Genomic DNA, 26,847 nt, shown 5'->3' with positions numbered 1-26,847 from the left:
ATGATTCGCCATGCCCGAAACAGCTTCTTCGTCGTGGGCGAGGGAGTGCTGGACACCGACGACTCCGGCGCGCCGATCACCCGCGCGCCGTCGACCGCCGAGGAGCTGCGGCGGTTCCGCTTCTCCCGGCTGGGGCCCAAGGGGCCGCGCACCGACGAGGAGCTGCGCGCCGCGCTGGCCGCCGCGATCACCGACGCCGAGGCCGTGCACCCCGACGACACCGTCCCGGCCGGGTTCACCTACCTGGGCCAGTTCGTCGACCACGACCTGACCATGGACCGCACCGCGACCCAGCTGGGCAGCGACGTCACCCTCGACGAGCTCGTCCAGGGCCGCTCCCCCGCGCTCGACCTCGACTCCGTCTACGGGCGCGGCCCGCAGGACGCCAACGACGGCAAGTTCTACGCCGAGGACCGGGTGCGGCTCAAGACGGGCACCACGGTCGCCGCGGCGTTCCCCGACGAGCGGGTCGCGGTCGACCTCGCCGGGTTCGACCTGCCGAGGGTGGGCGGCACCGGCGGCACGCTGGCCGACCGGCGGCTGCCGCTGATCCCGGACCCGCGCAACGACGAGAACCTCGCGATCGCGCAGACGCACCTGGCGTTCATCCGCTTCCACAACCGGGTCGTCGAGCACCTGGCGTTGACCGGGATCGCCGAGCGCAGGCTGTTCGAGGCCGCGCGCGAGCAGGTGGTCAAGCACTACCAGTGGATGCTGCGCACCGACTTCCTGCCGCGCGTGGTCGACCCCGCGGTCGTCGAGGACGTGTTCACCCGGGGGCGGCGGTTCTTCGAGTCCCCGCACCGCGGGCGGCGCCCGACCATGCCCGTCGAGTTCGCCGTCGCCGCCTACCGCATGGGGCACAGCATGGTGCGCGGCGCGTACGAGTGGAACCGGGTGTTCCGCTCCGAGGGCCCCGGACCGGTGGCGTCGCTGTTGCTGCTGTTCACCTTCACCGGGGTGTCCGGCAACTTCTCCGGCGGCGGGCTCGCCGAGCTGGACGACCCCAACTCCGGCACGGTGGACCGGCTGCCGACGAACTGGATCGCCGACTTCCGCAGGCTCTACGACTTCACCGAGGCCGACCGCCCCGACCTCGCGCCGCCGCCGGGCGGGGGCAACGTGACCAAGCGGATCGACACGCTGCTGGTCGACCCGCTGGCGCAGCTCCCGGCCGGGACGTTCGCCGGGCGCGGCACCGCGTTCCCGGAGATCGCCCGCAACCTCGCCTTCCGCAACCTGACCCGCGCGTCGATGATCGAGCTGGCGACCGGGCAGCAGATGGCGCGGCTGTTCGGGGTGCGGCCGCTGACCCGCGAGCAGATCCTCGACGGCAACGGCGGGGCGGACCTGGCGGGCCTGACCGACGCCCAGCGCGCCACCGTCGCCGAGGCCACGCCGCTGTGGTTCTACGTGCTGCGCGAGGCCGAGTTCGGCGGCGGCCGCCTGGGCGCGGTCGGCGGGCGGATCGTCGCCGAGGTGTTCCACCGGGCCATGGAGGGCTCGCGGGTCTCGATCGTGCGCGAGCCGCACTGGCGGCCCACCCTCGGCCCGGACGCGGCCACTTTCCGCATGACCGACCTGCTGCTGTTCGCCTTCGAGGGCAAGGCCGACCTGCTCAACCCGCTCGGCGACTAGGCCGTAGGGTCGCGGCGTGCCTGATGATCTAGCGCCGCGACCCGCCCCCGGCCCCTGGCCCGGCGTGGCCGACCCGGTGCGGCTGCTGGGCGAGATCGCCGAGTGGCTGGCCGGGTACGGCAACGCGGGCACCCGCCGCACCTACGCCGAGGGCCTCGGCCTCCCGGTCACCGTCGCCGACCTGCGCGACTGGCACACCGACCACCCACCCGGCTGGACCGCCGCCCTCGCCCGCTACGCCCGAGCCCTCGGCCTCACCCCACCCACCGACCACACAGCGGCGAACACCGGCGGCCCGACAGGCAGCAGCGGCACGGCGGGGGGCATGACGGGCAGCGGCGATGCGCCCGGGCGCCCGGACCAGGACAGGGTTCAGGCGCCCGGGGCCGGGTCACACGTGCGGGCAGCCGGAGGCCACGCAGAGGAACTGTTCGCTGCGGATGTCGGCGGCGGAACGACCTCCGCTGGTGGTTCGGGCAGCGGTGCACCTGGTGGCAGTGGTGCGCCCGCTAACGGCGGCTGGGCGGGCGGCAGTTCCTCGCCGGGCAGCAGCGGTGCGCTGGATGGCGGCGGCTGGGCGGGTGACAGCGGTTCGCCGGAGGGTGGCGGCGGCGCGCTCCGTGCCGGTGCACCTGGCGGCGATGGTTCACCGGGCAGCGGCGGTGCGATCGGGGGCGGCGCGGTGGGTGGCGGCCGTGTGTCGGCCGGCGGCGGTGTGCCGGGCGGCGGCGGTGTGCCGGGCGGCGGCGGTGTGCCGGGCGGCGGTCGGTCGCTGGGGAGCGGCGGTGTGTTGGGCGCTGATGGTTCGGCGGGTGGCGGTGTGTCCGCTGCCGCCTCGGCCTCCCGGGCGAACGGTCGGGGGGCTGGAGCGGGGCGGGGTGGGCCGCCGCCTGCGGCTCGGGGGAGGTTGCGGGCGCTGCATTGGTTTCGGTGGTGCGCCGCGCGCGGCATCGACCCCTGTGCGGCGCGGTCCTCCGAGGTCAAGGTGTGGTTGGCGGACCTGCAGCAGGCTCGGGCCGCGGTGGCCACCCGCGATCGGATGTTGGCCACCGTGAAGGCGCTCTACACGCACCTGGCCGACACGGGGTTGGCCGCGGGCAACCCGGCCGCGCTGGATCGGCGGCGGCTCGGGTTGGCGGTGCCCGCCGACTCCGCCTCGGGGACCGTCACGTTGACCACGGCGCAGGTGCGGGCGCTCTACGACACCGCGGCCGCGCCCCGGCGGGGGGCCGGGCCGGTGGACAGCGCGCGGGCCGCGGCGGTGGTCGCGTTGTTCACCCTGGGGCTGCGGGTCGGGGAGATCTGCGGGTTGGACCGCGGTGACCTGCACGTCACGCGGGGGCGGCGGGCGCTGCGGGTGCGGGGCAAGGGCGGCAAGACGCGGGTGGTGTACCTGCACGCGCTGGCCGAGTCGGCGATCAGCGACTACCTGCGCGCGCGGGACGCCGCGGAGGGGTCGTTGCCCGCGCGGCGGGATCGGGCGTTGGTGGACAGTCCGCTGCTGCGCACGCGCACGGGGGCGCGGTACCAGCGGCAGGCGGTGTGGCAGTTGCTGCGGCGGCTGGCGGAGGCGGGCGGGCCGGTGTTGCGGGACGTGGCCTCGGCGATGCACCCGCACGCGCTGCGGCACTTCTACGTCACCACGGCGGTGGAGGCGGGGGCGCAGTTGGTGCACGTGCAGGCGGATGTGGGGCACAGCAGCGTCGACACCACCGAGCAGGTCTACAACAGCGCGGCCCGGGACCCGCAGCGCAGCGCGGTGGATCTGGTAGGCGAGGTGCTCGGCCCCCCGAACAGCCGCAGCGGTTCACTCTAATTGCGGCATCGCATGGTCGTTTCGCGGTAGAATTGTCACGCGCCGCACCGGAAAGGCCACTCGGCCGGGTCCGGATGCCAGGGGGGTGTCGCGGCGCAGACACGAATGGGGGATGGTGTCATGGCTGTCCGTACCGACCGCGAGTGGGAGAGCGCGCGCAACGCGCTCTGATCCCGCACGCGCAATCGGCCCCCGCCCGCCCGGGCGGGGGCCGCCGTGTGTCCGGGGTCAGGACTCCAGGGTCTGCAGGTCCTGCATCAGGGTGGGGCGGCGCATCCAGGTGCCGTGCGGGCGGGCCAGCAGCGCCGCCAGCGGCTCCGGCTTGCCCAGGTGGAAGCCCTGCGCGACGCGCACGCCCAGCCGGGACAGCGCCTCGACCTGGCTGGCCCGCTCCACCCACTCGGCCACCACCGACAGGCCCAGGCCGCGGGCGATCTCCACCAGCCCCTGCACCAGCACCGTGTCGCGGCTGCCGTAGTCGATGCCGTGCACGAACTCCCCGTCGATCTTCAGCCCGGTGATCGGCAGCTCCTTGAGGTGCACGAACGAGCCGAACCCGGAGCCGAAGTCGTCCAGGGTGATCCGGCAGCCCGAGGCGCGCAGCTGCTGGGCCAGGCTGCGGGCGGCGTCGAGGTTGGTCACCGCAGCGGTCTCGGTGATCTCGAAGCCCAACCGGCCCGGCGCCACCCCGGCCGCGGTGAGCCGGTCGAGCACGAAGTCGCCGAAGTCCTCGTCCTCCAGGGTGCGGCCGGAGACGTTGACGTTGAACCGCAGCCCCGGGTACGGGTGCTCGACCAGCGTCTCGATGGCCTTGCCCGCGACCCACCGGTCGATCTCGCATACCAGGTCGCTGCGCTCGGCGGCCAGCAGGAACTCCCCCGGCCCCAGCGCCGGTTCCCGCCCGTCCTCCAGCCGCAGCAGCAGCTCGTGGCCGATGACCCGGCCGCTGGCCAGCTTCACCATCGGCATCGCGTGCAGCACGAACCCGCCGTCGCGCAGCGCCGCGCGCACCCGCTCGATCACCGTCACCCGCAGCGCGGTGTCCTTGTAGTGGCCCTGCTCGTAGACGGTGGCCCGGTTGCGCCCGGCCGCCTTGGACGCGTACAGCGCCATGTCGGCGTTGGCCAGCACCTCCTGCCAGGACACGCCCGAGTCGAACGGGGCGATGCCGATGCTGACGGTGATGCGGCCCGTCCCGGCCACCCCGGTCAGCGGCACCGCGGCGATGGCGTTGCGCAGCCGGTCGGCCACGGCCACCGCGGCGCGCTCGTCGATGCCGGGCAGCACCGCGGCGAACTCGTCGCCGGAGAGCCTGCCCAGCACCTGGCGGCTGCCGATGCGGTCGCGCAGCAGCGAGGCCAGCGTGCACATCACCTTGTCGCCGGTCGGGTGGCCGTGCAGGTCGTTGACGTCCTTGAAGTGGTCGAGGTCCAGCAGCAGGAACGCCCCGCGCGCGCCCATCGACAGCTGCCGCTCCAGCTCGCGGGTCAGCGCCCGCCGGTTGGGCAGCCCGGTCAGCGGGTCCTCGTCCACCAGCCGCAGCAGCTCGTCCTGCCGCTTGGACAGCCCGCCCGCCTCCAGCTCGCGGGCCCGCCAGTGCGTCACGTCCACCGCCCGGTAGAGCAGGCGGTCCTCGTCCACCGCCGTGCAGCGGATCTCCAGCCACCGGTAGCCGTGCGGGCCCGGCAGCGGCACGACCGTGCCCTCCTCGACGCCCGCCGGGTGCGGCTCGTCGGGCGCGCCCGCCAGCAGCGCCGTCAGCGACCGGCCCGCGCAGCGCTCGACGCCGAGCCCGAGCAGCCCGGCCATGGCCGGGTTCACCCACAGCACCCGGCCCTGCTGGTCGGTGAGCGCGTAGGCGGTGTCGGTGGCCGTGAGTATCGCCGCCGCGGCGGCCCAGTCGTCCGTCACCCGGTCACCCTCACCCGTTTCCGTGGGGACATGGGCACGTAGCGTAGTGGACGGGTGATCGTCAGCGTAGACGCTCGGCAGCTTTCGCCGCGAAACCGATCTCGGCGGCCAACGCCGCCAGCTCCGCGGGGCTGGCCCCGTCCTGGACCGCGGTCACCACGTCCTCGGCGGCGCAGCGCAGCGCGAACAGCCGATCCTGCAGGTCGGCCAGCTCCGCGGCCGACAGCACCACCGCGTCCTCGGGCAGCCCGCCGCGCTGCACCATGCCGCGCCGCTCATAGGCCCGCTGCCTGCACGCCTGCCCGCAATAGCGGCGCGGCCGACCCGACGCCGCCGCGTCCGGCAGGCCCGCGCCGCACCAGCCGCAGTGCCGCGCCTGCCGGGTGGAGAGCTTCACCATGGCCGCGACGCTAGCCCGACACCCGTCGTGCACCACAACGCCACGCCGCTGAGGCAGACTCAGGACCGTGCCCACACACGGCTTCCTCACCGGCCCCCACCCCAGGGCCTTCGTCCACCGCGGCTGGCACTCCACGGTGCCCGGCGACGACATGCACGGCATGGAGAACTCCCTGGCGGCCTTCCGCCGCGCCGTCGCCGAGGGCTACCGCTACATCGAGACCGACGTGCACGCCACCAGCGACGGCGTCGTCGTCGTGCAGCACGACCCGCGCCTGGACCGCACCACCGACGCCACCGGCGAGGTCGGCGCCCTGCCCTGGTCGACGGTCAGACAGGCGCGCATCGGCGGCCGCGAGCCCGTCGCCCGGCTCGAGGACGTGCTGGAGGAGCTGCCCGAGGCGCTGTTCAACATCGACGTCAAGGCCGACGCCGCCGTCGAGCCGCTGCTGGACGTGCTGCGCCGCACGAACGCCGCCGACCGGGTGTGCGTGGCCTCCTTCTCCGAGGCGCGGCTGGCCCGGGTGCGCAGGCTGGCCGGGCCGTCGGTACTGACCTCGATGGGCATGCGGGCGATGGCGCTGTTCTGGGCCTCCGGGCGGCTGCCCGCGCTGCCGCTGGGCCGCTCCCCCGGCCGCCCGCCGCTGGCCCAGGTGCCGGTGCGCCACGGCGCGCTCACCGTCGTCGACCGGCGCCTCGTGGCCGCCGCCCGCCGCCGCGGCGGCGAGGTGCACGTGTGGACCATCGACGAGCCCGAGGAGATGCACCGGCTGCTCGACCTCGGCGTCGACGGGCTCATGACTGACCGGCCCCGGGTGCTCAAGGACGTGCTCATCGAACGCGGGGCGTGGGCTCGGGCTTGACCTCCAGCGCGCTGGAGGTGATGGGCTTGCCGCCGTGAGCATCGCATTGGACTACAACCCCGACGCCGCCACCGACTGGGGCGTCGAGGAGCTGGACCTGACCGCCTACCTGGCGCGGATCGACCACCCGGCCGTCACCGCCCCCACCGCCGAGGCGCTGCGCGGGCTGCACGCCGCGCACGTGGCCGCGATCCCGTTCGAGACCGTCGACGTGATCACCGGGCGGCATCCGGGCGTGCGGCTGCCCGCGGTGGCCGACAAGCTCGTCACCCGCCGCCGCGGCGGCTACTGCTTCGAGCACGCGACCCTCTTCGCCGCCGTCCTGGAGCGCCTGGGCTACCCCGTCCGGCGCAGGCTGGCGCGGGTGCACCCGCAGGGCTCCGGCGCCAGCACCCACATGATGCTGCTGGTCGACACCGACGAGGGCACGATGCTGGCCGATGTGGGGTTCGGCGCGAGCATGTGGGCGCCGGTGCCGCTCATCGACGGCGTCGAGGTCGACCAGGCCGGGTGGCCCACCCGGCTGGTGGCGCTGCCCGACGGGCGCTGGGTGCTGACCCGCCGCGGCGACGACGGCTGGACCGCCGAGCACGAGTTCGCCGAGGGGCCGCCGCTGCGCCAGGTCGACCTCGACGTCGCCCACCACTACACCGCCACCCACCCCGACTCCCCGTTCGTCAGGAAGCTGCTGGTCAAGCGGCTGGAGCCGGGCATGGCGACCACGCTGCACGGCCGCGAGCTGACCGTGCGGCACGCCGACGGCGGCGTGGAGACCCGCACGGTGGAGCCGCGGGAGATGGGCGCGCTGCTGGCGCAGCTGGGCCTGGAGCTGGACGAGGCCGAGCTGGCCGCCGTGCGCTGAGGCCGCGTCCCGGCCGCACTGGGGGGCGGCCGGGACGCAACGGTTGGGACTCGGCGGGCGTGGCCGCCGAACCCGGCCGCTAGTCTCCGGCGTGCCGGTTGTGATCTCCGGCGCAGGCGGGACCGCGCGGAGGCGGCAGTGAGCATGGTGGACGACAGCCCGACAGCCGACCCGGCCACGCGCCGCCGCGAGCAACGCGGCTGGGTCTGGTACGACTTCGCCAACTCCGTCTTCCCCACCTCGGTGATCACGGTGTTCGGCTCGCTCTACCTCACCGCCGTCGCCGGGGACGCCGCCCTGGCCGACACCGCCCGCAACGGCCCCACCCCGTGCGTCGGCCCCGACGGGGCGGCCAACAAGCTCGTCAACTGCGACATCGGCCTGTTCGGGCTGGAGTTCGCCGCCGGGTCCCTGTGGGGCTACCTGCTGTCCTTCGCCACCGTCATCCAGGTGCTGGTGGTGCCGCTGATCGGCGCGATCGCCGACCGCTCGGCGCGCAAGAAGGCCATGCTCGCCGGGTTCGCCTTCGGCGGCGCCGCGGTCACCATGGCGATCGCGCTGGTGGCGGGCACCAACTGGGAACTCGGCGTGGTCCTGTTCGTGCTGGGCAACATCGGCTACGGCACCTCGATCGCGATCTACTACTCGTTCATCCCCGAGATCGCCACCGCCGACGAGCGCGACGCGCTGTCCACGCGCGGGTGGGCCTTCGGCTACCTCGGCGGCGGCCTCGCGCTGGGCCTGCAGCTGGTGCTGGTCCTCTTCGGCGAGAGCATCGGCGTCGACGAGGGCGCCGCGGCCCGGCTGGCGTTCCTCACCTCCGGCATCTGGTGGGCGCTGTTCACCCTCATCCCGCTGCGCACCCTGCGCGACCACCGGCCGATCGCCGAGCCGCGCGCCGGGTCGGTGCTCACCGCCGGGTTCAAGGAGCTGGGGGCGACCCTGCGCGACGCGCGGCGCTTCCCGCTGACCCTGGCGTTCCTGGGCACCTACCTGATCTACACCGACGGCATCGCCTCGGTGGCCAACCTCTCGGCCCAGTACGGCAGCGAGGAGCTGCGCTTCGACGACCAGGTGCTGATCACCACGATCCTCATCGTGCAGTTCGTGGCGTTCCTCGGCGGCGTGCTGCACGGGCGCCTGGCGCGGGTGTTCGGCACCAAGCGGACCATCATGGGCAGCCTCTCGGTGTGGGTCGTGGTGCTGTGCCTGGCCTACTTCGTCCAGGCCGGGGAGCAGCTGCAGTTCTACGCGCTGGCCGGGGGCATCGGGCTGGTGCTGGGCGGCACCAACGCGCTGTCGCGGTCGCTGTTCAGCCAGATGATCCCGGCGGGCAAGCAGGCCCAGTACTTCTCCATCTACGAGGTCGGCGAGCGCGCCACGTCGTGGCTGGGCCCGCTGGTGTTCGCCGTGACCGCCGGGGCCACCGGCTCCTACCGCTACGCGATCCTGTCGCTGATCGCGTTCTTCGTCATCGGGTTCGTCCTGCTGTACTTCGTGCCGGTGCGCCGGGCCATCGAGGCCGTGGGCAACCCCGTGCCGAACAGGCTGTGATCTAAGGTCGTGGCCCGTGACCGTCACCAGCCCCGACCCCGACCCCACCGACGCGCTGTCCCCGGCCCCGCGCGAGCTGCCGGTCGTCGGGCACCTGCGCTTCTACTACGGGCCGATGGACTGCGGGAAGTCGACGCTGGCGCTGCAGGTCGACCACAACCAGTCGCGGCAGGGCCGCCAGGGGCTGCGGCTGGTGTCGCGGGACCGCTCCGGCAAGCCGCGCATCAGCAGCCGCATCGGCATCGCCCGGCAGGCCGTCGAGCTCGACGCGGGCACCGACCTGCGCGCGCTCGTGCGCGCCCGCTGGGCCGAGGGCGGCAGGGTGGACTACCTGATCGTCGACGAGGCCCAGTTCCTCGAGCCCGCCCAGGTCGACCAGCTCGCCGAGCTCGCCGACGACGCCCAGATCGACGTGTACTGCTTCGGGCTGGCCACCGACTTCCGCAGCCGCCTGTTCCCGGGCGCGGCGCGGCTGGTGGAGCTGGCCGACGAGCTGCGGCCGGTGCAGGTGGACGTGCTGTGCTGGTGCGGGCTCCCGGCCCGGTTCAACGCCCGGGTGGTCGACGGGCGCATCGTGCGCGCGGGCGACACCGTCCTCGTCGCGGACACCGCTCCCACGCACACTCAGCGTGACCTCCCCGAGACCCCACCGTCAGCTACGGTGCGTTATCAAGTGTTGTGCCGGCGTCACTTTCGGCTCGGCGACCTCGGGGTGGACCCGGGGGTGCAGGGGCAATTGTCGTTCGCGTGATCGACGCGGGCGCGCTGGTAAGGTCCCCCGTGAGGGTGATCTCCTGTGGTTGTTCGACCGAGAACGCGTCACGGGCCCGGCGCGGTGGCATCCCTAGGGTGGATGCTGTTGTTGACGGGTGAAACTTGTCACCCTGAGCGATGGTGACGGGTACTCGGGAATCATTTACCCGCTACGGTCGTTGCACAGGGTGAGCAAGACCCGGGCTCCGTTTGACATCGGGCCGAGTGAAAGGACGCGCCATGGCCGACCGTGTGCTTCGTGGTAGCAGGCTGGGAGCGGTCAGCTACGAGACTGACCGCAATCACGACCTCGCCCCGCGCCGGACCGTCCGGTACGCCTGCCCGAAGGACCACGATTTCGAGGTCCCCTTCTCCGACGACGCCGAGGTGCCCCCCGTGTGGGAGTGCCGCCTGCACGGCCTGGAGTCGAAGATGATCGACGGCAGCGACCCCGAGCCGAAGAAGGCGAAGCCGCCGCGCACCCACTGGGACATGCTCCTGGAGCGCCGCTCCATCCCGGAGCTGGAGGAACTGCTGACCGAGCGGCTGGCCGAACTGCGCGGCCGCCGCAGCCGCTCCGCCTGACCGCCCCTCCCGCGTCCCCCTCGGACCGACGGCCGCCCGGACCTCCCCCCGCCGGGCGGCCGTCCCCTTTCCGCGGCTCAGGCCCGCTCGCGCCTGCGCACCCGCACCGCAAGCGCCACCCCGCCGACCACCGACACCGCCAGCAGCGCCCACGCGTCGTAGGCGTGGCCGCCGTGGTCGAGGTCCATGGCGTGGTTGTAGGCGTGGAAGGTGTTGGTGAACACGAACCCGGTCAGCACCACCGCCACCCCGTCGCGCCACCACAGCGCCAACAGCATCGTCAGCCCGATGCCGATCTGGAACACCCCCGCGTCGTGCAGGAAGTGCGCGTGGTTCGGCCAGTTGGTGAACCGGGCGAACCCCGCCGGGTCCAGCCACGCCCACCAGCCCGCCACCAGCGCCGTCAACGCCAGCAGCACCACGGCCGCCGCGACGAACGGGTGCACTCGCTGCCCTCGCGCCATCTGATTCCCTTCTCGCGTTCCCTACGGACACTTCGACGGGGAACCGGCGGAAGGTGTGACAGCGGGGGCCGTACCGGTGCCCCGCGTCCGGGACCTGGAGCGGGGCACCGGTGCGGCGGTCTAGCGGCGCAGCAGCGACCTCAGCTGGGTGCCGCGCCTGCGCAGGCCCCACTTGGTGACCCGCAGCAGCGCCTCGCGCACGATGTTGCCGCTCATCTTCGACTCGCCGCGCACGCGCTCGACGAAGGTGATGGGCACCTCCACCACGGTGAACCCGGCCTCGATCGTGCGCCACGCCAGGTCCACCTGGAAGCAGTAGCCCTGCGAGGCCACGTTGTGCAGCTTCAGCGTCTCCAGCACGTGGCGGCGGAAGGCGCGGTAGCCGCCGGTGATGTCGCGCACCCGGGTGCCCAGCGCCAGCTGGCAGTACACGTTGCCGCCCCGGGAGAGCAGCTGGCGGCTCAGCGGCCAGTTCACCGTCTTGCCGCCGCGGGTGTAGCGCGAGCCCAGGGCCAGGTCGGCGGACTTGAGCGCCTCCAGCAGCCTCGGCAGGTCCTCCGGGGCGTGCGAGCCGTCGGCGTCCATCTCGACGACGACGTTGTAGTCGCGCTCCAGGGCCCAGGTGAACCCGGCGATGTAGGCCGCGCCCAGCCCGGCCTTCTCGGTGCGGTGCAGCACGCTGATCCGCTCGTCGGCGGCGGCCATGGCGTCGGCGAGGTCGCCGGTGCCGTCGGGGCTGCCGTCGTCGACGACGAGCACGTGCGTTGCGGGCAGGGCCGCGTGCAGCCGCTCCACGATGGGCCCGAGGTTCTCGCGCTCGTTGTAGGTGGGGATCACCACCAACACCGGGTCGGTCGGGCCGTGGTCGGGCAGCTGGTCGGCCATAGGGGCATGTCCTCTCGGCGGCGTCAGGGGGTGGTGCCGGTCCGGCGGGCGCGCCCGCCTGCGACCAGGGCCGCCGCCAGCGCGGCCAGGCCCGCGACGACCATGACCCACTCGGGCCAGGCACCCAGTCGGTGGGCCATCGTAGTCTCCGTGCGCAGGGGGACGCGCTCCACCAGGGCATCCGGGGTAAACAGACCCGTCGATCGGGTGATCGACCCGTCCGGGGCGACGATCGCCGACACCCCGCTGGTGGCCGCGACCACCACGGCGCGGCCGTGCTCGACGGCGCGCACGCGGTCCATCGCCAGCTGCTGGTAGGTCATCTCCGTGCGGCCGAAGGTGGCGTTGTTGGTGGGCACGGCGATGAGGTTGGCTCCCAGGGCGACGTTCTCGCGGACGATGTCGTCGAAGGCGACCTCGTAGCAGGTGGCCACGGCCAGGCGGATGCCGTCGACGGTGAAGACGCCAGGCGCCTCACCGGCGCGGAAGTTGTTGGCGCGGTCGACGTAGTCGGTGAACAGGCGGAAGAAGTCGCGCATCGGCATCGTCTCGCCGAAGGGCTGCAGCTGCCGCTTGGTGTACTCGGCCACCGGGCCCTGCTCCGGCGTCCACAGGATCACGGTGTTGCGCGGGCGCCCGTCGGGGTCGACCAGGACCGAGCCGACCGCGATGGGCACGCCGACGGCGTCGGCGGCGCGGTTGATGGCCGCGCGCGCGTCGGGGTTGCGGTAGGGGTCGATGTCGGAGGCGTTCTCCGGCCAGATCACCAGGTCCGGCCGCGGGGCGCGGCCCGCGGCGATGTCGGCGGCGAGCTGCTCGGTGCGGGCGACGTGGTTGTCCAGCACGGCGCGGCGCTGGGCGTTGAAGTCCAGCCCGGCGCGCGGCACGTTGCCCTGGATGGCGGCGACGGTGACCTCGCCCGCCTGCGCGTCGGTGCCGACGAGGGGCGTGGCGGCGAGCCCGGCCAGCAGCGGGGCGACGGCGACGAGCGCGAGCGCGGGCCTGCGCGTGTGGACGAGGGCGGCCAGGCCGAAGCCGGTGAGGGCGACGGCGAAGGCGATGAGCGGGGTGCCGCCGAGCGCGGCCAGCGGCAGGTACCAGCCCTCGGGCTGGCTGAAGGCGACCTTGGCCCACGGGAACCCGCCGAAGGGGAACACCGCGCGCAGCGTCTCCCCCGCCGTCCACAGCAGCGCCGCCCACAGCGGCCACCCCGGCAGCCGCCCGACGACGGCGATGGCCGCGGTGGACAGCGCCACGAGCAGCGCCTCGACGGCGGCCAGCGGCAGCCAGGCGATCAGGCCGACGAACTCGCCGGTCCAGGCCAGCAGCGGCACCATCATGCCCAGCCCGAACGCGAACCCGTAGCCGAACCCGGCCCGGGCGCGCGCGGTGCGCAGCAGCAGCCCGAGGACGGCGAACCCCAGCGGCGCAAGCCACCAGGTCGGCCGCGGCGGGAACGCCAGGAACACCGCCAGCCCGCCCGCCAGCGCGGCCACGGTGCGGCCGATCACGAGCACCCGCGCGCGCGGCGCGGGTGCGGGCTGGTCGGCGGCGGGGACGGCGGTCGGGACGGCCACCGCGCAAGCCTACGGCCGACCCGGTGACGCCGTGTTCACCGGCCCGCCACGCCGCACGGGCGGTCGGGCCGCCGCCGCGGCGATCAGCGCGGCGGTCACGGGTCGGGTCGGGCGTGCCCGGTGGCGAGGGTGGCGGGTCCACGGCACAGGCGCCGGGCAGTGCGCGGAGGCCGAGCGGTGCGGGAGCTCGGCGGTGGCTTCCGAATCGCGGCTGCGGACGGATTCCGGGGTGTGGCGGGGCCTGGTCGCGTGGTCAGACCTGTTCGAGGAGTAGGTCTCGGACGACCTTGCCGGTGGCGTTGCGGGGGACCTTGGGCACGAACACCACGTCGCGGGGGACGGAATAGCGTTCGAGGTGGGCGTGGACGTAGTCGCGGATGTCGGTGGCGTGCAGGCGGGCGCCGGGCTTGAGGGCGACGAACGCGGCGAAGCGCTGGCCGTAGTCGGGGTCGGGCACGCCGACGACGGCGGCGTCGGCGACCTGGTCCAGGCTCAGCAGCAGTTCCTCCACCGGGCGGGGGAAGACGTTCTCGCCGCCGGAGACGATCATGTCGTCGTCGCGGCCGGAGACGAACAGGCGGCCGTCGGCGTCGAGGTAGCCGCGGTCGCCGGTGACCATGAGGTCGCCGTGCATCTCGGCGTCGGCGCCGTCGGTGTAGCCCTCGAACAGCATCTCGTTGCCCACGGCGATGCGGCCGACCATGCCGGGGGGCAGGGGGCGGCCGTCGGCGTCGAGGATGCCGACCTTGGTGCCGACCGGGCAGCGGCCCGCGGTGGTGGGGGCGGCGCGCAGGTCGGTGGGGTCGGCGATGCTGGCCCAGGAGACCTCGGTGGAGCCGTAGAGGTTGTAGAGGATGTCGCCGAAGGTGTCCATGAAGGCGGTGACGAGCGCGCCGGGCAGGGGGGCGCCGCTGGAGGCGACGACGCGCAGGCTGGCGGTGTCGTAGCGGGCGCGCACGCGCGCGGGCAGGGCGAGGATGCGCTGCAGCATGATCGGCACCGCGATCAGGGTGGTGCAGCGCAGTTCGGCGATGGCGGCGAGGGTGGCCTCGGGGTCGAAGCGGCGCTGCAGCACGAGGGTGGCGTGCAGGGGTGTGGCCAGTTGCATGGCGGCCAGGCCCCAGGTGTGGAACAGGGGGGCGGCGACGAGAGCGCGTTCGCCTGCGCGCAGCGGGATTCGGGAGAGCACGGAGGCGGCGGCGGACAGGCCGGTCGGATTGCGGCGGCGGGCGCCCTTGGGGGTGCCGGTGGTGCCGGAGGTCAGGACGATGACGCGGCCGGGGGTGCGGGGGGCGCGCGGCGGGGTGTCGGCCCCGGTGGCGATGAGGTTGTCGACGGTGAGGTCGGCGGGGGCGGCGCTCCAGGTGGAGATGTAGCCGAGGGCGGGCGGCAGGTGGTGGAACAGCGGGGCGAACTCGTCGTCGGCGAGCAGGGCGGCGGGGCGGTGGCGCTCGACGGTGTCGGCGACCTGGTCGGCGGACAGGCCGGTGTTGAGCATGAGGACGTCGGCGCCGAGTTTGCCGCAGGCGACGGCGGCCTGGACTAGTCCGGCGTGGTTGCGGCACATCAGCGCGACGCGGCGCCCGGCGCGCACGCCGCGGTCGGCGAGGGCGTTGGCCAGGCGGGTGGTGCGGGCGTCGATGTCGGCGTAGGTGTGCTCGCCGTTCTCGTCGATGACGGCGAGGGCGTCGGGGGCGGCGATGGCCGCGGAGCGGTAGCCGCCGACGAGGGTGGCGCCCCACTTGGCGACGGTGGCCAGTTGGCGGGCCATGCGGTCGGGCCGTCCCGGGGTGATGACCCCTGCCCTGGCGAGCACGCGCATGGTGGTGACGGCGCCCGCGCCGCGGGCGGTGGCGTCGATGCGGGTGGGCGAGACGGTGGCGGCGCGCCCGGCGAGGTGGTGGTCGACGAGGTCGAGGGCGCGGCGGATGCGTTTGCGCAGCCAGGCGTCGGTGAGCAGGGTGCCGGTGGTGAGGGACTCGGGCAGGGAGACCACGACCTGCACGCGGGTGCGGCGGCGGGTCTCGGCGGTGAGCCGGACGCTGACGTGTCCGCCGTGCCATGCGGGCCCGACGAGCACGAGGTGTTCGCCGGGCCGGTGCACCAGGACGGTCAGCTCGTCCAGGACGGGGTCCTGGCCGCGGTGGGGGGCGTAGCGGACGCGGTAGCGGGCGCCGCGCCCGGAGGGCCCGCCCTCGCCCGCGGGGTCGCACGCGGCGATCTCGCGGACGAACCGGGGGTAGAGCACGGGATCGCCGAGCAGCTCCCACACCTGGGCCGCTGGGTGGTCCAGGACGTGGTCGGCCTCGACGAGTTCGGTGGGCATGGTCCTCCGCGGCGGCCCCGGACGGTTGGTGTGGGTCCGGTTGTTATCAGCGAACGGCCGACCGGGGCAAGGGCCGGTTGCGCCGTTCGGCCCAGTACGGGCCAAGATCACTCGCTCGGCGCAGCGGAATTCGACGAGGAGTGCTCACCGATGGGGGGTATGCCCCGATCAGGCGGGGACGACGACGGTGCCGCGGGCGCGGGTGACGACCAGCGGCGGGTCGAGCACGTCGGCGGCGGAGGGGCCGCGGTCGGGGGCGGCGCGGCAGACCACGCGCGCCTCGAACTCCATCTCCCGGGAGCGGGTGCCGACCCGCACGAGGGTGGCGGTGGCCTCGATGACGTCCCCGGCCTGGACGGCGGCGGCGAAGGTGACCTCGCTGTACCCGGCGAAGAGGCCCTCGTCGCCGTCGGTGCGCACGCACAGCTCGGTGGCGACGTCGCCGAACATGCCCAGCCCGTAGGCGCCGTCGACGAGGTTGCCGCCGTAGTGGGCGTGGGAGTGGGGGACGTAGCGGCGGTGGGTGACGCTCATGCCGACCTGGGCGCTCATGCTGGGACGGTGTCCTTCCGGGTGGTGAGGGCGTGGACGAGGTAGGAGGCGACCTCGCCGGGGGTGGTGCCGCGGCCGAAGACGCGGTCGACGCCGAGTTCGCCCGCCATGAGCGGGTCGAAGCGGGGCCCGCCCGCGACGAGGAGGGGCTTGCGCTCGCCCATGGCCTCGCGGAAGGCCGCCGACATCTCCTGGGTGTTGAGGATGTGCGCGTCGCGCTGGGTGACGACCTGGGAGACCAGCACGGCGTCGGCCTTCTCGGCGCGGGCGCGTTTGACCAGTTCGGGGACGGTGACCTGGGCGCCGAGGTTGATCACGCGCAGTTCGCGGTAGTACTCCAGGCCCTTCTCCCCGGCGAAGCCCTTGATGTTGAGGATGGCGTCGATGCCGACGGTGTGGGCGTCGGTGCCGATGCAGGCGCCGACGACGACGAGTTTGCGGCGCAGCGCCTTCTTCACGGCGGTGTTGATCTCGCCGGGGGTCAGCAGCGGGTATTCGCGCTCGACGACGGTGACGGCGTCCATGTCGATGATGTGGGACACCGAGCCGTAGACGACGAAGAAGGTGAAGTCCTCGCCGATGGGGTGGGAGTGCACGACGAGCGCGGGGTCGATGCCCATCCGGTTGGCCAGTTGCTGGGCGGCGCCGTCGGCGCGGGGGCCGTGCGGGACGGGCAGGGTGAACGACAGCTGGACCATGCCGTCGCCGGTGGTGTCGCCGTAGGGGCGGAGGTGGCGCTTCACGCGGTGGCACCCTCTTCCAGCAGTTCGCTCGCGGGGTTGGTGTAGCCGTCGGCCTTGGCGATGACGCCGTCGGCGCCCTTGCCGCCGTCGGCGGGGCGTTTCATCAGGCCGAAGGTGCCCTTGCCGATGGCCTCCAGGAGTCCTTCGTCGACGATGCGGGCGAGCAGGTCGACGGCCTCGCCGAGGACCTGGTGGGCGCGTTTGGCGATGAACCCGTCGGGGGCGGGGCGGAAGTCCTCGCGCAGGTTCCCGGCGGCCTCCAGCACGTAGCGCACGTTGGCCAGGGCGAGGTCGCGGTCGGACAGGAACGGGGTGACCACGGCCTCGGTCATCATGCCGACGAGCAGGATGGACTGTCCGGTGAGGACACCGGCGAGGTTGAAGAACCCGTCGAGCAGGTAGCCGTCGAAGACGTTGCCGGTCATGTGCTTGGTGGGCGGCATCCACTTCAGCGGCGCGTCCGGGAACAGCTCGCGCGCCAGCAGCGCGTGGGCCAGCTCCATGCGGAAGGAGTCGGGCACCCTCGGGTTGATCTCGAAGGCGTGGCCGAGGCCCAGCAGCTCGTCGGGCAGCCCGGCCTCGTGGGCGAAGTGCTCGTTGAGCAGCTGGGAGACCGTCACGGTGTGGGCGGCGTCGACGGCGTCGGCGGTGGTGAGGTAGTTGTCCTCGCCGGTGTTGATGATGATCCCGGCGCGGGCGTGGACCTGGCGGGAGAAGCGCTGGTCGACGAAGGTGCGGATCGGGTTGATGTCGCGGAAGAGGATGCCGTACATGGAGTCGTTGAGCATCATGTCCAGCCGCTGCAGCCCGGCGAGCACGGCGATCTCGGGCATGCACAGCCCGGAGGCGTAGTTGGTGACGCGCACGTAGCGGCCGACCTCCTTGGACACCTCGTCCATGGCCGCGCGCATGATGCGGAAGTTCTCCTGCGTGGCGTAGGTGCCCGCGAAGCCGTGGTGGGTGGCGCCCTCGGGCACGTAGTCCAGCAGGGACTGCCCGGTGGAGCGGATGACGGCGATGATGTCGGCCCCGGCGCGGGCGGCGTTGGCGGCCTGCACGACGTCCTCGTCGATGTCGCCGGTGGCCACGATCAGGTAGATCCAGGGCCGGCGCGGCGGGTCGCCGAGTTTGGCGACGAGCCGGTCGCGCTGGGCGCGGTTGCGGTCGACGGTGCGCAGGCCGCGGGCGACGGCGGTGCGGGCGGCCTTGGCGGCGCGGGTGGCGTCGCGGCCTTCGGGCAGCCGGTAGGTGACCTGGCCCGCGGCGGTGGCCTCGGCCAGTTCGGTGAGCGAGCCGAGGTCGTGTTCGCGCAGCGCGTGGAAGACCGGCAGGGCGACGCCGTGCTCCAGGCCGCAGTGCTCGCGCACGGTGTCGACGACCCGGTTGACCCACGGCACGTCGCCCGCGCGGTGGGTGGTGTCCGCGCCGGTGATCCCGGCCAGGCGCAGCGTGGCGCGTTCGACGGCGACGGTGGTGTGCGCGCGGGCGATGTCGATCACCGGGGCGGCGGCCTCGGCGGCCAGCGCCCGCGCGGTGGCCACGACCTCGGGGTCCAGGTCAAGCAGGGGCATGGTTCTCCTGTCGGTCGAACAGCGTGCGCCCGCGCAGGACGGTGCGCGCGCAGACGGGCGGTGCCGCGCCGGGGTCGAGGCGGGGCAGGGCGGGCACGCGCGAGCGCGGGTCGGTCGACCAGCGCTGCACCCGGGCGTCGGGGGCCGCCACCACCAGGTCCTCGACGTCCCACACGGCGTAGGTGGCGGGGGCGCCGGGCACGAGGGTGCCGGTGAGGCCGTCGTCGACCCCGGCGGCGCGCCAGCCGCCCCGGGTGTGGGCGGTGAACGCCGCGCGCGGGGACAGCCCGTGCCCGTCGGTGCGGTGGTGCACGGCGGCGCGGACCGCGGCCCACGGGTCGACGGCGGTGACGGGGGCGTCGGAGCCCAGGGCGAGGACCACCCCGGCGGCGGCGAGCTGGGCGAAGGGGTTGAGCGCGGTGCCGCGCTCGACGCCGAGGCGCTGGGCGTACATGCCGTGCGGGCCGCCCCAGTGGGCGTCGAACAGCGGCTGCACGGAGGCGATCACGCCCCAGTGGGCCAGTTGCTGGGCCTGCCCGGGGGTGACCATCTCCAGGTGTTCGAGTCGGTGCCCGGCCGCGGCGATGGCGACGCGGCCGAGGTGCTGTTCGGCGCGGGCGAAGCCCTCGATGACGGCGGTGACGGCGGCGTCGCCGATGACGTGGAACCCGGCCTGGATCCCGGCCTCGGTGCAGGCGCGCAGGTGCTCGCCGATGGCGGCGGGGTCGAGGTAGAGGGCGCCGCTGGTGTCGGGGGAGTCGGTGTAGGGGGCGTGCAGGGCGGCGGTGCGCGAGCCGAGGGCGCCGTCGACGAACAGGTCCCCGGCCAGGCCGCGCACGCGGTGGGTGGCCGCGACCGCGCCCGCGTCGGCGGTGACGGGCTGTCCCCAGTAGGCGACGACCTCGGGCAGGTCGCCGGGCTGGGCGAGCAGGGCGGCGAGGTCGGCGGCCCCGGAGATGTCGGGTCCGGCGCACTCGTGGACGCTGGCCACGCCCATGGCGGCGGCGTGGCGCAGGAAGGCGCGCTGGGCGTCGTCGCGCTGGCCGGGGGTGAGGGCGTCGCGGGCGGCGCGGCGGGCGTGGTGGTGGGCGTCGCGGGTGAGCGGGCCCTCGGGGTGCCAGCCGTCGGCGCGGGCGGCGTCGGGAGCGCGGTCGAGCAGGGCGGTGGAGACCAGCGCGGAGTGCACGTCGACGCGGGAGAGGTAGACCGGCGCGCCGTCGGCGGCGGCGTCGAGCTGGGCGCGGGTGGGCGGGCGGCCCTCGGGCCAGCGGGTCTCGTCCCAGCCGTGGCCCCAGACGGGGGCGCGGCCGTGGCGGCGCACGTGCGCGGCGAGGGCGTCGAGCGCGGCGGCCATGGTGGGGGCCGAGGTGAGGTCGACGCCGGTGCGCAGCAGGCCCGCGCTGGTGGCGTGGACGTGGGCGTCGACGAAGGCGGGCGCGACGAACGCGCCGTCGAGGTCGACGGTCTCCTCGGCGTTCGCGTAGAGGGTGGCGCCGACGGAGTCCTGGCCGAGCCAGACGACGACGCCGTCCTGCACGGCCATGGCGGTGGCGTGCGGGTCGGCCGGGGAGTGGATCCGGCCGCCCGTCAGCAGCGTGGTCCTCGCGGGGGCGCCGGTCGCGTGGGTGTCGGTCGCGGAGGTGGTGGTCACGGTCAGACAGTCTCGCGGGTCAGTGGGCGCGGGCCTCGAACAGTGCCCGGACCCCGGGCGCGGCGCGCAGCAGGTCCATGGCGAACTCGGCGTGGCCGGGGACGTAGCCGTTGCCGATGAGCATGCGCACGTCGGCGGCCAGGCCCTCGGCGCCGAGGGCGGCGGCGGGGAAGGAGGTGGCCATGGAGAAGAAGACGACGGTGCCGCCGTCGGCGGTGGCCAGGATCGCGCCGTGCTCGCAGCCGGGCACGTCCACGCACACCACGGTGACGTCGACCTGCTCGCCGACGGCGGCGGCGACGGCGAGCGGGTCGCGGGCGTCGGCGAGCACGACCTCGTCGGCGAGCCCGGCGCGGCGCACGGCGGCGGCCTCGGCCTCGGTGGGGACGAGGGCGACGAGGCGGCGGGCCCCGGCGCGGCGGGCGGCGGCCAGCGACAGCGACCCGGACTTGCCGCCGCCGCCGAGCACGGCGACGGAGGGGGCGCGGTAGTCGCGCACGACGCGGTCGGTGAGGGCGGGCGCGCCGCACACGTCGAGCACGGCGAGGGCGAGGGTGTCGGGCAGGTCGGCGGGCAGCCGCGCGGCGATGGAGCGGCCGAAGAGCACGGCGGTGCCCCGGCAGGGGACCTGCTCGGACTCCCCGTCCCAGTCGGCGAGGCCGTCGTCGATGCGCAGCGGGGTGAGGGTGAGGCTGACGAGGGTGGCGACGCGGTCGCCGACGGCCAGCCCGAGCGGGGAGTCGGGGCCGACGGCAGCGACGGTGCCCAGCAGCATGCCGCCGGAGCCGGTCACGGGGTTCTGCATCTTGCCGCGCTCGGCGACGATCCCGAGCACCGCATCGCGCACGGCCGCGCCGCCGCCGTGCTGTTCGCGCAACTGGCGGTAGGAGGCGGCGTCGAGGTTGAGGCGTTCGACGGCGACGACGACCTCGTCGGCGTGCGGGGTCGGGTCGGGGTCGAGCCGCCAGGCCTGCTGGGGCAGCACGCCGGGCGGGTCCTGCACCCGGTGCAGGCCCCACGGCGAGCTTGTCCGCGCAGACGGCCCGGCGGGAACCCCGGAAGACACCGTCACAACCGCCTCCTGAAAAATTTACGTCCAGCGTGTCGTCTGGCAGCATATCTTTACGCCACCCGAACGGCGAGGAGTACATATGACTGCGCTGCGTGAAGTTGCTGGCGGGCCGGACACCCCGGTCACCAGCGTGTCCGAGGCTCTGGACCGGGCCGGGCACCAGCCGTACGAGTACGAGCGACGGGAACTGGTCGAACCCGACTGGCGCCGCTTCCCCGGCTGGGCGCACGTCACCGAGGCCCAGTGGCGCGACGCGCAGTGGCAGCGGGTCAACTGCGTCAAGAACGCCAAGCAGCTGCGCGCGGTGACCGGCGGCCTGCTGGCCGAGTCCTTCTACGACGACCTCGCCGCCGACCAGGCCACCATGGCCACGATGTCGATGCTGCTGCCCCCGCAGATGCTCAACACCATGGCCTCGGCGCTGGACCCGGCCGCGGGCCAGGCCGAGTTCACCGAGGCGTTCCTGGCCGACCCGATCCGCCGCTACATGCTCCCCGTGGCCTCCGACCGCGACCCGGACTGGCCCAGCCACCCGCACTCGGCGCGCGACTCCCTGCACGAGGCGGAGATGTGGGTGGTGGAGGGCCTGACCCACCGCTACCCCACCAAGGTGCTCGCCGAGCTGCTGTCCACCTGCCCGCAGTACTGCGGCCACTGCACCCGCATGGACCTCGTCGGCAACTCCACCCCGCAGATCGACAAGCACAAGCTGACGCTCAAACCGGTCGACCGCCAGGACGCCATGATCGACTACCTCAAGCGCACCCCGGGCGTGCGCGACGTGGTGGTCTCCGGCGGCGACGTGGCCAACGTGCCGTGGAAGCAGCTCGAGGGCTTCCTGATGCGCCTGCTGGACATCCCCACCGTGCGCGACATCCGCCTGGCCACCAAGGCGCTGGCCGGGCTGCCGCAGCACTGGCTGCAGCCCGCCGTCGTCGAGGGCCTCGAGCGCGTGGCCCGCACCGCCGCCCGCCGCGGGGTCAACCTGGCCATCCACACCCACGTCAACCACGCCCAGTCGGTCACCCCGCTGGTCGCCGAGGCCGCCCGCACCGCGCTGGAGGTCGGCGTGCGCGACGTGCGCAACCAGGGCGTGCTCATGCGCGGGGTCAACGCCACCCCCGAGGCGCTGCTGGACCTGTGCTTCGCCCTGCAGGGCGAGGCGAACATCCTGCCCTACTACTTCTACATGTGCGACATGATCCCCAACGCCGAGCACTGGCGGCTCGCGGTGTGGGAGGCGCAGGAGCTCCAGCACGCCATCATGGGCTACCTGCCCGGCTACGCCACCCCGCGCATCATCTGCGACGTGCCCTACGTGGGCAAGCGGTGGGTGCACCAGATCGCCGAGTACGACCGCGACCTCGGCGTCTCCTACTGGACGAAGAACTACCGCGCGGGCACCGAGCGCGACGAGGACGCCGACGCCGCGGCGATCCTGTCCCGCCGCTACCCCTACTACGACCCGATCAGCACCCTGCCCGAGTCCGGCAGGCGCTTCTGGGCCGCCAACCCCGACCACCGCGCGTAACGGCGCCCGCCGCGGCCACGAGCCGCAGCCACGCGCTCACGGGGCGCTCTGACCTGGGCCCGCGCCTGGGCCAGAGCGCCCAGCGCGTCCGGCCGAATGGCAGTTCGGTAAATATCGAAACGATCGCGCCGCCACCCGAACGGATGAACGCCGGGTAACGTGCCGCCATGCAGCTGCCTTGGAGATCCGCGCCCCGCGCGGCCCTGTCGAGCCCGCTGACGGTGCTGGTCGCCGTGGTCGCGGCCCTGCTGCTCACCTTCGTCGGCGCCGCCGCGGTGCTGCACTCCGACGCCGCAGGCAACGCCGCCGCCGGCTACCAGGCGGGCAGGCTGTGCCCGCAGTCGGTGGCCCCGGTGATCGACCACCGCCGCGTCACCGCGGGCGAGGGCGCCGCGGTCATCGACGCCGCCGCCGCCCAGGCCCCCCGCCACGGCTTCCCCGCCCCGATCGGCGCGCTCTACTCCCCCGTGCGGCAGTGGACCTGGGACAGCGGGCTGCACCCGTGGTCGCGCTTCGGCTGGCGCGAGGGCGCCATGGACAACCTCACGGTGCTGCAGGGCGGCTCCCGCGACGGGCTGTGGGTGCCGCGCACTGTCGCCGAGGACGGCGACGTGCGGCTCGGCGACACCGTCGCCCTGCCCGGCTTCCCCCGCGTCACCGCCATCTACGAGGACCTCGCCGACCCGGTCGGCGACTACTGGTGCGCCGAGCGCGAGGAGGCCGTGGTCAACCCGCTGGCCCCCGACGGCGGCGCGGGCGCGCTGGTCCTGTTCCCCGACCGCGACTCCTTCGTCGCCGCCTTCGACGACATCGCGGGCGACTCGGTGACCGTCTCGGTGCGCTTCCCGCTGGAGCGGCTGCCGCGCACCGCCGACGAGGGCGCCGACGTCGCCGCCCGCGGCGCGGCCATGCTGCCCGCCATCGAGGCCATGCTGCCGCGCCCGAACATGGTCATCACCGGCAACTACTTCGCCACCCCCGTCGAGGTCAGCCGCGAGGCCGGGGACACCGTGCTCGGCGCGGTGCTGCCGCTGACCATCGTCAGCCTGCTCGTCGGCCTGGCCGGGGTCGCCGCGGTCACCGTGCAGTGGTGCCAGCGCCGCCGCGCCGAGCTGCGGCTGCTGTGGGCGCGCGGCGCCGGGCCCCGCGCCCTCGGCGGGCGCGCCGTGCTCGAACTGGCCGCGCCGCTGCTGGCGGGCGCCGTCCTCGGCTGGCTCATCGCCCGCCTCGCCCTGCCCTGGTACGCCCCCTCGCCCTACCTCAGCGACGGCACCGCGGTCGTCTCCGCGCTCGTGGCCACCGGCGTGTTCGCCGCGGCGCTGCTGGTGACCGGCGCGGTCACCGTCGCCCACACCCACCGCGCCTTCCAGGCCACCGGCGGGCGCAGGCGCCTCTGGCGCGGACTGCGCTACCTGCCCTGGGAACTGGCCACCGGCGTCGCCGCCTACCTGGCGTGGGCGCGGCTGGACGCCACCCCGGTGCGCATGGCCTTCGGGCAGCCGCTGCCCGAACAGCCCGACGCCGTCGGCCTGGCCTTCCCGCTGCTGGTGGTGCTGACCGTCGCCCTGGTCGCCGTGCGGCTGGTGCGGTGGGGGCTGCGCGCGGCCCACCGGCTGCGCTGGTGGCGCGTCCCGGCCGCCCAGCTCGCCGTCCGCCGCCTCGCCGCGGCCGCCGGGTCGGCCGTCGGGATCCTGCTGGTCGGCACGCTCGCCGTCGGCACGCTCACCGTGGGCGTGGGCATCGCCACCGCCCAGGACGACGCCTTCGACACCAAGTCCGGGCTCTTCGTCGGCGCCGAGTCCAGCGCCCAGATCTCCACCAGGGTCGCCACCGAGACCGGGCTGCCGCCGCTGCTGGCCGCCCAGACCACCCTCGTCGGCGTCCTCAAGAGCCAGGACGACGTCATCCTCGCCGTCGACCCGGCCACCTTCGCGACCATCGCCTGGGTCGACGGCGACCGCGCCGAGCTGGCCGCCCGCCTGGCCCGCCTCGACGCCCCCGCCGCCGGGGCGCTGCCCACCCTGCGCGTCGGCTCCGCACCCGACCAGCGGGTGCGGCTGCCCCGCATCGGCGACGTCGAGCCCGTCGACCACCTGCCCGCCTTCCCCCTGGTCGGCAACCGCGGCTACGTCGTGTCCACCGCCGCCATCCCCGACCCCGGCGACATCGACGTCTGGCAGATCTGGTCGCCCAAACCCGTCGACCTGCTGCTCTCCGACCTCGACGCCGCCGGACTGCACCACCTGCACGCCCGAGGCAAGAGCGAGGCGCTGGACGGGCTGCCGTTCCTGACCGTGCGCTGGACCTTCGACTTCGTCACCGCCCTGGGCTTCGTCCTCGCCGTGGTCGCCGCGGCCGCGCTGCTGCTGGCCGTGGAGGTGCGCAGGCGCCAGAACGCCCTCGCCGGGGCCCTGGCCACCCGCATGGGCCTGCGCCCCCGCACCCTGGTCGCCAGCCACCTGCTGGAACTGGGCTCGCTGGCCGGGCTCTCGGTCGCCGCGGGCGCCGCCGCCGGATGGGCGTGCACCGCCGTGGCCTCGCCGATGCTGGACCCCTCGCCGTGGCTGCGGCCCGTCGCCGCCGCCCCCGACCTCGTCGGGCTGGTGTCCACGACGCTGGCCACCGCGCTCGCCGTGGTCGCCCTGGTGTGCTGGTCGGCGGTGCGGTCGGTGACCACCGCCCGAGTGGGAGAGCTGATCCGTGGCTGAACTGCTGACCGACGACCCCCTCTTCGCCGAGGGACCCGCCCCGCTGTTCGAGGTCGACCGCGTGCGCGTGGAGTACCCGACCCCCGCCGGGCCGGTGCCCGCCCTGGAGGAGGTCACTGTCACCGTCCCCGCCGACGGGCTGACCGTGCTCGCCGGGCCCTCCGGGTCCGGCAAGTCCACCCTGCTGCGCGTGCTCGGCCTCATCGACCGCCCCACCGCGGGCAGCGTCCGCGTCTCCGGCCGCGACGTCGGCGGCCTCGGCCACCGGCAGCGCCGCCTCCTGCGCCGCGACCGCATCGCCCTGGTCGTGCAGTACCCGCCGGAGAACCTGATCGGCCACCTCACCGTCGGGCAGAACCTGCGCGCCGCCGCCGAGTCCGCCCGCGTGCCCGCCGACCCCGACGCCGTCCTCGGCTGGCTCGGCATCCCCGACACCGCCGACTGGCGCGTCGAGGCCCTCTCCGGCGGCCAGCAGCAGCGCCTGGCCTTCGGCTGCGCCCTGGCCCGCCGCCCCGCCGTCGTGCTCGCCGACGAACCCACCTCCCAGCTCGACGCCGCCTCCGCCGCGCTCGTGCTCGACGTGGTCGACCGGCTCGTCGCCGACGGCGTCCCGGTCGTCGTGGCCTCCCACGACGACGAGGTCATCGCCCGCGCCCACCGCGTCGTGCGGCTGCGCGAGGGCCGCATCGAGGAGGCCGCGTGAGCGCACCGTCGACACAGCCCGAGCTGACCGCGCGCGGCCTCACCCGCGCCTTCCCCCACCCCGACGGGCCGCTGCCGGTCCTCAGGGGCGTCGACCTCGACGTCGCCGCGGGCGAGCTGGTCACCGTCTCCGGCCGCTCCGGCTCCGGCAAGAGCGCCCTGTTCGCGCTGCTGTGCGGCTTCGACCGCCCCGACAGCGGCACCGTGACCGTCCGCGGCCGGGTGGTCGACTCGGCGCCGCCGTGGCGCGACTGCGCCGTCCTGCCGCAGGCGCTGGGCCTGTCCGCCGAGCTGACCCTGGCCGAGAACGTCGCCCTGCCGCTGCGCCTGTCCGGCGACTCCGCCGACGTCGACGCCCGGGTCGCCGACGTGCTCGGCGAACTCGGCATCGGCGCCCTCGGCGACCGCTACCCCGGCGAGGTCTCCTACGGCCAGCAGCAGCGCGCCGCGCTCGCCCGCGCCGCCGTCGGCCGCCCCGCCGTGCTGCTGGCCGACGAGCCCACCGCCCACCTCGACCACGGCAGCATCCCCGCCGTGCTGGGCCTGCTGCGCCGCGTCGCCGACACCGGCACCGCCGTGCTGGTGGCCACCCACCACGACCAGGTCCACACCATCGCCGACCGCCGCCTCGCCCTCGTCGAGGGCCGCATCGCCGCCTGACCCCCGACCCGGCGCCGAGTCGGC

At 74.5% G+C, this 26,847-nt stretch carries 22 protein-coding genes; 11 read left to right on the top strand and 11 right to left on the bottom strand.

Features of this window, described 5'->3' with window-relative positions:
- Positions 1 to 1,638 carry a peroxidase family protein gene (locus tag Actkin_RS15560; RefSeq protein WP_258907752.1) on the top strand — a complete coding sequence of 546 codons (1,638 nt, stop codon included), beginning with the start codon at positions 1 to 3 and terminating at the stop codon, positions 1,636 to 1,638.
- A 991-nt stretch (positions 1,639 to 2,629) separates the two neighbouring features.
- Positions 2,630 to 3,454 (top strand): tyrosine-type recombinase/integrase, encoded by an 825-nt coding sequence (locus Actkin_RS15555; protein WP_258907751.1) that lies wholly within the window; start codon positions 2,630 to 2,632, stop codon positions 3,452 to 3,454.
- Positions 3,455 to 3,682: 228 nt separating this feature from the next.
- On the opposite strand, the gene Actkin_RS15550 is transcribed toward Actkin_RS15555, so the two are convergent.
- Together Actkin_RS15550 and Actkin_RS15545 are read right to left on the bottom strand one after the other, a co-directional pair.
- A complete protein-coding gene (locus Actkin_RS15550) occupies positions 3,683 to 5,365 on the bottom strand; it encodes a putative bifunctional diguanylate cyclase/phosphodiesterase (RefSeq protein ID WP_229786786.1) in 1,683 nt (560 codons plus the stop codon).
- Positions 5,366 to 5,426: 61 nt separating this feature from the next.
- A complete protein-coding gene (locus Actkin_RS15545; protein ID WP_258907750.1) occupies positions 5,427 to 5,765 on the bottom strand; it encodes a hypothetical protein in 339 nt (112 codons plus the stop codon).
- Between the two features lie 67 nt (positions 5,766 to 5,832).
- Here Actkin_RS15545 and Actkin_RS15540 point away from each other — a divergent pair, with 67 nt between their 5' ends.
- The 5 genes from Actkin_RS15540 to Actkin_RS15520 all read left to right on the top strand — a co-directional run bounded on the left by Actkin_RS15540 (position 5,833) and on the right by Actkin_RS15520 (position 10,381).
- A complete protein-coding gene (locus Actkin_RS15540; RefSeq protein WP_189210229.1) occupies positions 5,833 to 6,627 on the top strand; it encodes a glycerophosphodiester phosphodiesterase family protein in 795 nt (264 codons plus the stop codon).
- Between the two features lie 34 nt (positions 6,628 to 6,661).
- Positions 6,662 to 7,489, top strand: coding sequence for an arylamine N-acetyltransferase family protein (locus Actkin_RS15535; protein ID WP_258907749.1), 828 nt, complete (start codon positions 6,662 to 6,664; stop codon positions 7,487 to 7,489).
- A 144-nt stretch (positions 7,490 to 7,633) separates the two neighbouring features.
- A complete protein-coding gene (locus Actkin_RS15530; protein WP_258907935.1) occupies positions 7,634 to 9,043 on the top strand; it encodes an MFS transporter in 1,410 nt (469 codons plus the stop codon).
- 16 nt (positions 9,044 to 9,059) lie between these two features.
- On the top strand, positions 9,060 to 9,794 hold the full coding sequence (locus Actkin_RS15525; RefSeq protein WP_189210228.1) for a thymidine kinase: 735 nt from the start codon (positions 9,060 to 9,062) through the stop codon (positions 9,792 to 9,794).
- A gap of 242 nt (positions 9,795 to 10,036) precedes the next feature.
- Positions 10,037 to 10,381: an RNA polymerase-binding protein RbpA gene (locus tag Actkin_RS15520; protein WP_189210227.1), complete on the top strand. Its 345-nt coding sequence runs from the start codon at positions 10,037 to 10,039 to the stop codon at positions 10,379 to 10,381.
- Positions 10,382 to 10,458: 77 nt separating this feature from the next.
- On the opposite strand, the gene Actkin_RS15515 is transcribed toward Actkin_RS15520, so the two are convergent.
- From Actkin_RS15515 to Actkin_RS15475, 9 genes are all read right to left on the bottom strand, one after another.
- Positions 10,459 to 10,845, bottom strand: coding sequence for a hypothetical protein (locus Actkin_RS15515; protein WP_189210226.1), 387 nt, complete (start codon positions 10,843 to 10,845; stop codon positions 10,459 to 10,461).
- Between the two features lie 120 nt (positions 10,846 to 10,965).
- On the bottom strand, positions 10,966 to 11,730 hold the full coding sequence (locus Actkin_RS15510; protein WP_189210225.1) for a polyprenol monophosphomannose synthase: 765 nt from the start codon (positions 11,728 to 11,730) through the stop codon (positions 10,966 to 10,968).
- A gap of 23 nt (positions 11,731 to 11,753) precedes the next feature.
- Positions 11,754 to 13,307 carry an apolipoprotein N-acyltransferase gene (gene lnt / locus Actkin_RS15505; protein ID WP_258907748.1) on the bottom strand — a complete coding sequence of 518 codons (1,554 nt, stop codon included), beginning with the start codon at positions 13,305 to 13,307 and terminating at the stop codon, positions 11,754 to 11,756.
- 253 nt (positions 13,308 to 13,560) lie between these two features.
- Positions 13,561 to 15,633, bottom strand: coding sequence for an AMP-binding protein (locus Actkin_RS15500; protein WP_258907747.1), 2,073 nt, complete (start codon positions 15,631 to 15,633; stop codon positions 13,561 to 13,563).
- A 168-nt stretch (positions 15,634 to 15,801) separates the two neighbouring features.
- Positions 15,802 to 16,185 carry a 3-aminobutyryl-CoA ammonia lyase gene (locus Actkin_RS15495; protein ID WP_258907746.1) on the bottom strand — a complete coding sequence of 128 codons (384 nt, stop codon included), beginning with the start codon at positions 16,183 to 16,185 and terminating at the stop codon, positions 15,802 to 15,804.
- On the bottom strand, positions 16,182 to 16,928 hold the full coding sequence (locus tag Actkin_RS15490) for a lysine 5,6-aminomutase subunit beta (protein WP_189210221.1): 747 nt from the start codon (positions 16,926 to 16,928) through the stop codon (positions 16,182 to 16,184). Before Actkin_RS15490 ends, Actkin_RS15495 begins: the two co-directional genes overlap by 4 nt.
- On the bottom strand, positions 16,925 to 18,499 hold the full coding sequence (locus Actkin_RS15485; RefSeq protein WP_258907745.1) for a lysine 5,6-aminomutase subunit alpha: 1,575 nt from the start codon (positions 18,497 to 18,499) through the stop codon (positions 16,925 to 16,927). Before Actkin_RS15485 ends, Actkin_RS15490 begins: the two co-directional genes overlap by 4 nt.
- Positions 18,486 to 20,150, bottom strand: a complete 1,665-nt coding sequence (locus Actkin_RS15480) for an amidohydrolase (RefSeq protein WP_258907744.1) — start codon at positions 20,148 to 20,150, stop codon at positions 18,486 to 18,488. Before Actkin_RS15480 ends, Actkin_RS15485 begins: the two co-directional genes overlap by 14 nt.
- 19 nt (positions 20,151 to 20,169) lie before the next feature.
- Positions 20,170 to 21,222, bottom strand: coding sequence for an L-erythro-3,5-diaminohexanoate dehydrogenase (locus Actkin_RS15475; RefSeq protein ID WP_229786783.1), 1,053 nt, complete (start codon positions 21,220 to 21,222; stop codon positions 20,170 to 20,172).
- Positions 21,223 to 21,301: 79 nt separating this feature from the next.
- Between Actkin_RS15475 and Actkin_RS15470 the strand changes: the two genes are divergently transcribed.
- From Actkin_RS15470 to Actkin_RS15455, 4 genes are all read left to right on the top strand, one after another.
- Positions 21,302 to 22,753 (top strand): KamA family radical SAM protein, encoded by a 1,452-nt coding sequence (locus Actkin_RS15470; protein WP_258907743.1) that lies wholly within the window; start codon positions 21,302 to 21,304, stop codon positions 22,751 to 22,753.
- A 167-nt stretch (positions 22,754 to 22,920) separates the two neighbouring features.
- The gene (locus Actkin_RS15465; RefSeq protein ID WP_258907742.1) at positions 22,921 to 25,461 is read left to right on the top strand and encodes an ABC transporter permease; all 2,541 of its coding nucleotides are present in this window, start codon (positions 22,921 to 22,923) and stop codon (positions 25,459 to 25,461) included.
- Entirely contained in the window at positions 25,454 to 26,164 is a 711-nt protein-coding gene (locus tag Actkin_RS15460) for an ABC transporter ATP-binding protein (RefSeq protein WP_258907741.1), read from the top strand. The genes Actkin_RS15465 and Actkin_RS15460 overlap by 8 nt, the downstream gene beginning before the upstream one ends.
- On the top strand, positions 26,161 to 26,823 hold the full coding sequence (locus tag Actkin_RS15455; protein WP_258907740.1) for an ABC transporter ATP-binding protein: 663 nt from the start codon (positions 26,161 to 26,163) through the stop codon (positions 26,821 to 26,823). The genes Actkin_RS15460 and Actkin_RS15455 overlap by 4 nt, the downstream gene beginning before the upstream one ends.
- Positions 26,824 to 26,847 lie beyond the last annotated feature (24 nt).

The sequence above is a fragment of the Actinokineospora sp. UTMC 2448 genome (assembly GCF_024760565.1).
Taxonomy (GTDB): Bacteria; Actinomycetota; Actinomycetes; order Mycobacteriales; family Pseudonocardiaceae; genus Actinokineospora; species Actinokineospora fastidiosa.
This window is presented reverse-complemented; position numbering and strand designations above follow the sequence as displayed.

Coding starts and splice junctions, on each gene's coding strand:
- Actkin_RS15495 (WP_258907746.1), bottom strand. CDS start 16,185: ATGAGCGCCCAGGTCGGCATGAGCGTCACCCACCGCCGCTACGTCCCC.
- Actkin_RS15530 (WP_258907935.1), top strand. CDS start 7,634: ATGGTGGACGACAGCCCGACAGCCGACCCGGCCACGCGCCGCCGCGAG.
- Actkin_RS15500 (WP_258907747.1), bottom strand. CDS start 15,633: ATGCCCACCGAACTCGTCGAGGCCGACCACGTCCTGGACCACCCAGCG.
- Actkin_RS15510 (WP_189210225.1), bottom strand. CDS start 11,730: ATGGCCGACCAGCTGCCCGACCACGGCCCGACCGACCCGGTGTTGGTG.
- Actkin_RS15520 (WP_189210227.1), top strand. CDS start 10,037: ATGGCCGACCGTGTGCTTCGTGGTAGCAGGCTGGGAGCGGTCAGCTAC.
- Actkin_RS15515 (WP_189210226.1), bottom strand. CDS start 10,845: ATGGCGCGAGGGCAGCGAGTGCACCCGTTCGTCGCGGCGGCCGTGGTG.
- Actkin_RS15485 (WP_258907745.1), bottom strand. CDS start 18,499: ATGCCCCTGCTTGACCTGGACCCCGAGGTCGTGGCCACCGCGCGGGCG.
- Actkin_RS15470 (WP_258907743.1), top strand. CDS start 21,302: ATGACTGCGCTGCGTGAAGTTGCTGGCGGGCCGGACACCCCGGTCACC.
- Actkin_RS15545 (WP_258907750.1), bottom strand. CDS start 5,765: ATGGTGAAGCTCTCCACCCGGCAGGCGCGGCACTGCGGCTGGTGCGGC.
- Actkin_RS15560 (WP_258907752.1), top strand. CDS start 1: ATGATTCGCCATGCCCGAAACAGCTTCTTCGTCGTGGGCGAGGGAGTG.
- Actkin_RS15465 (WP_258907742.1), top strand. CDS start 22,921: ATGCAGCTGCCTTGGAGATCCGCGCCCCGCGCGGCCCTGTCGAGCCCG.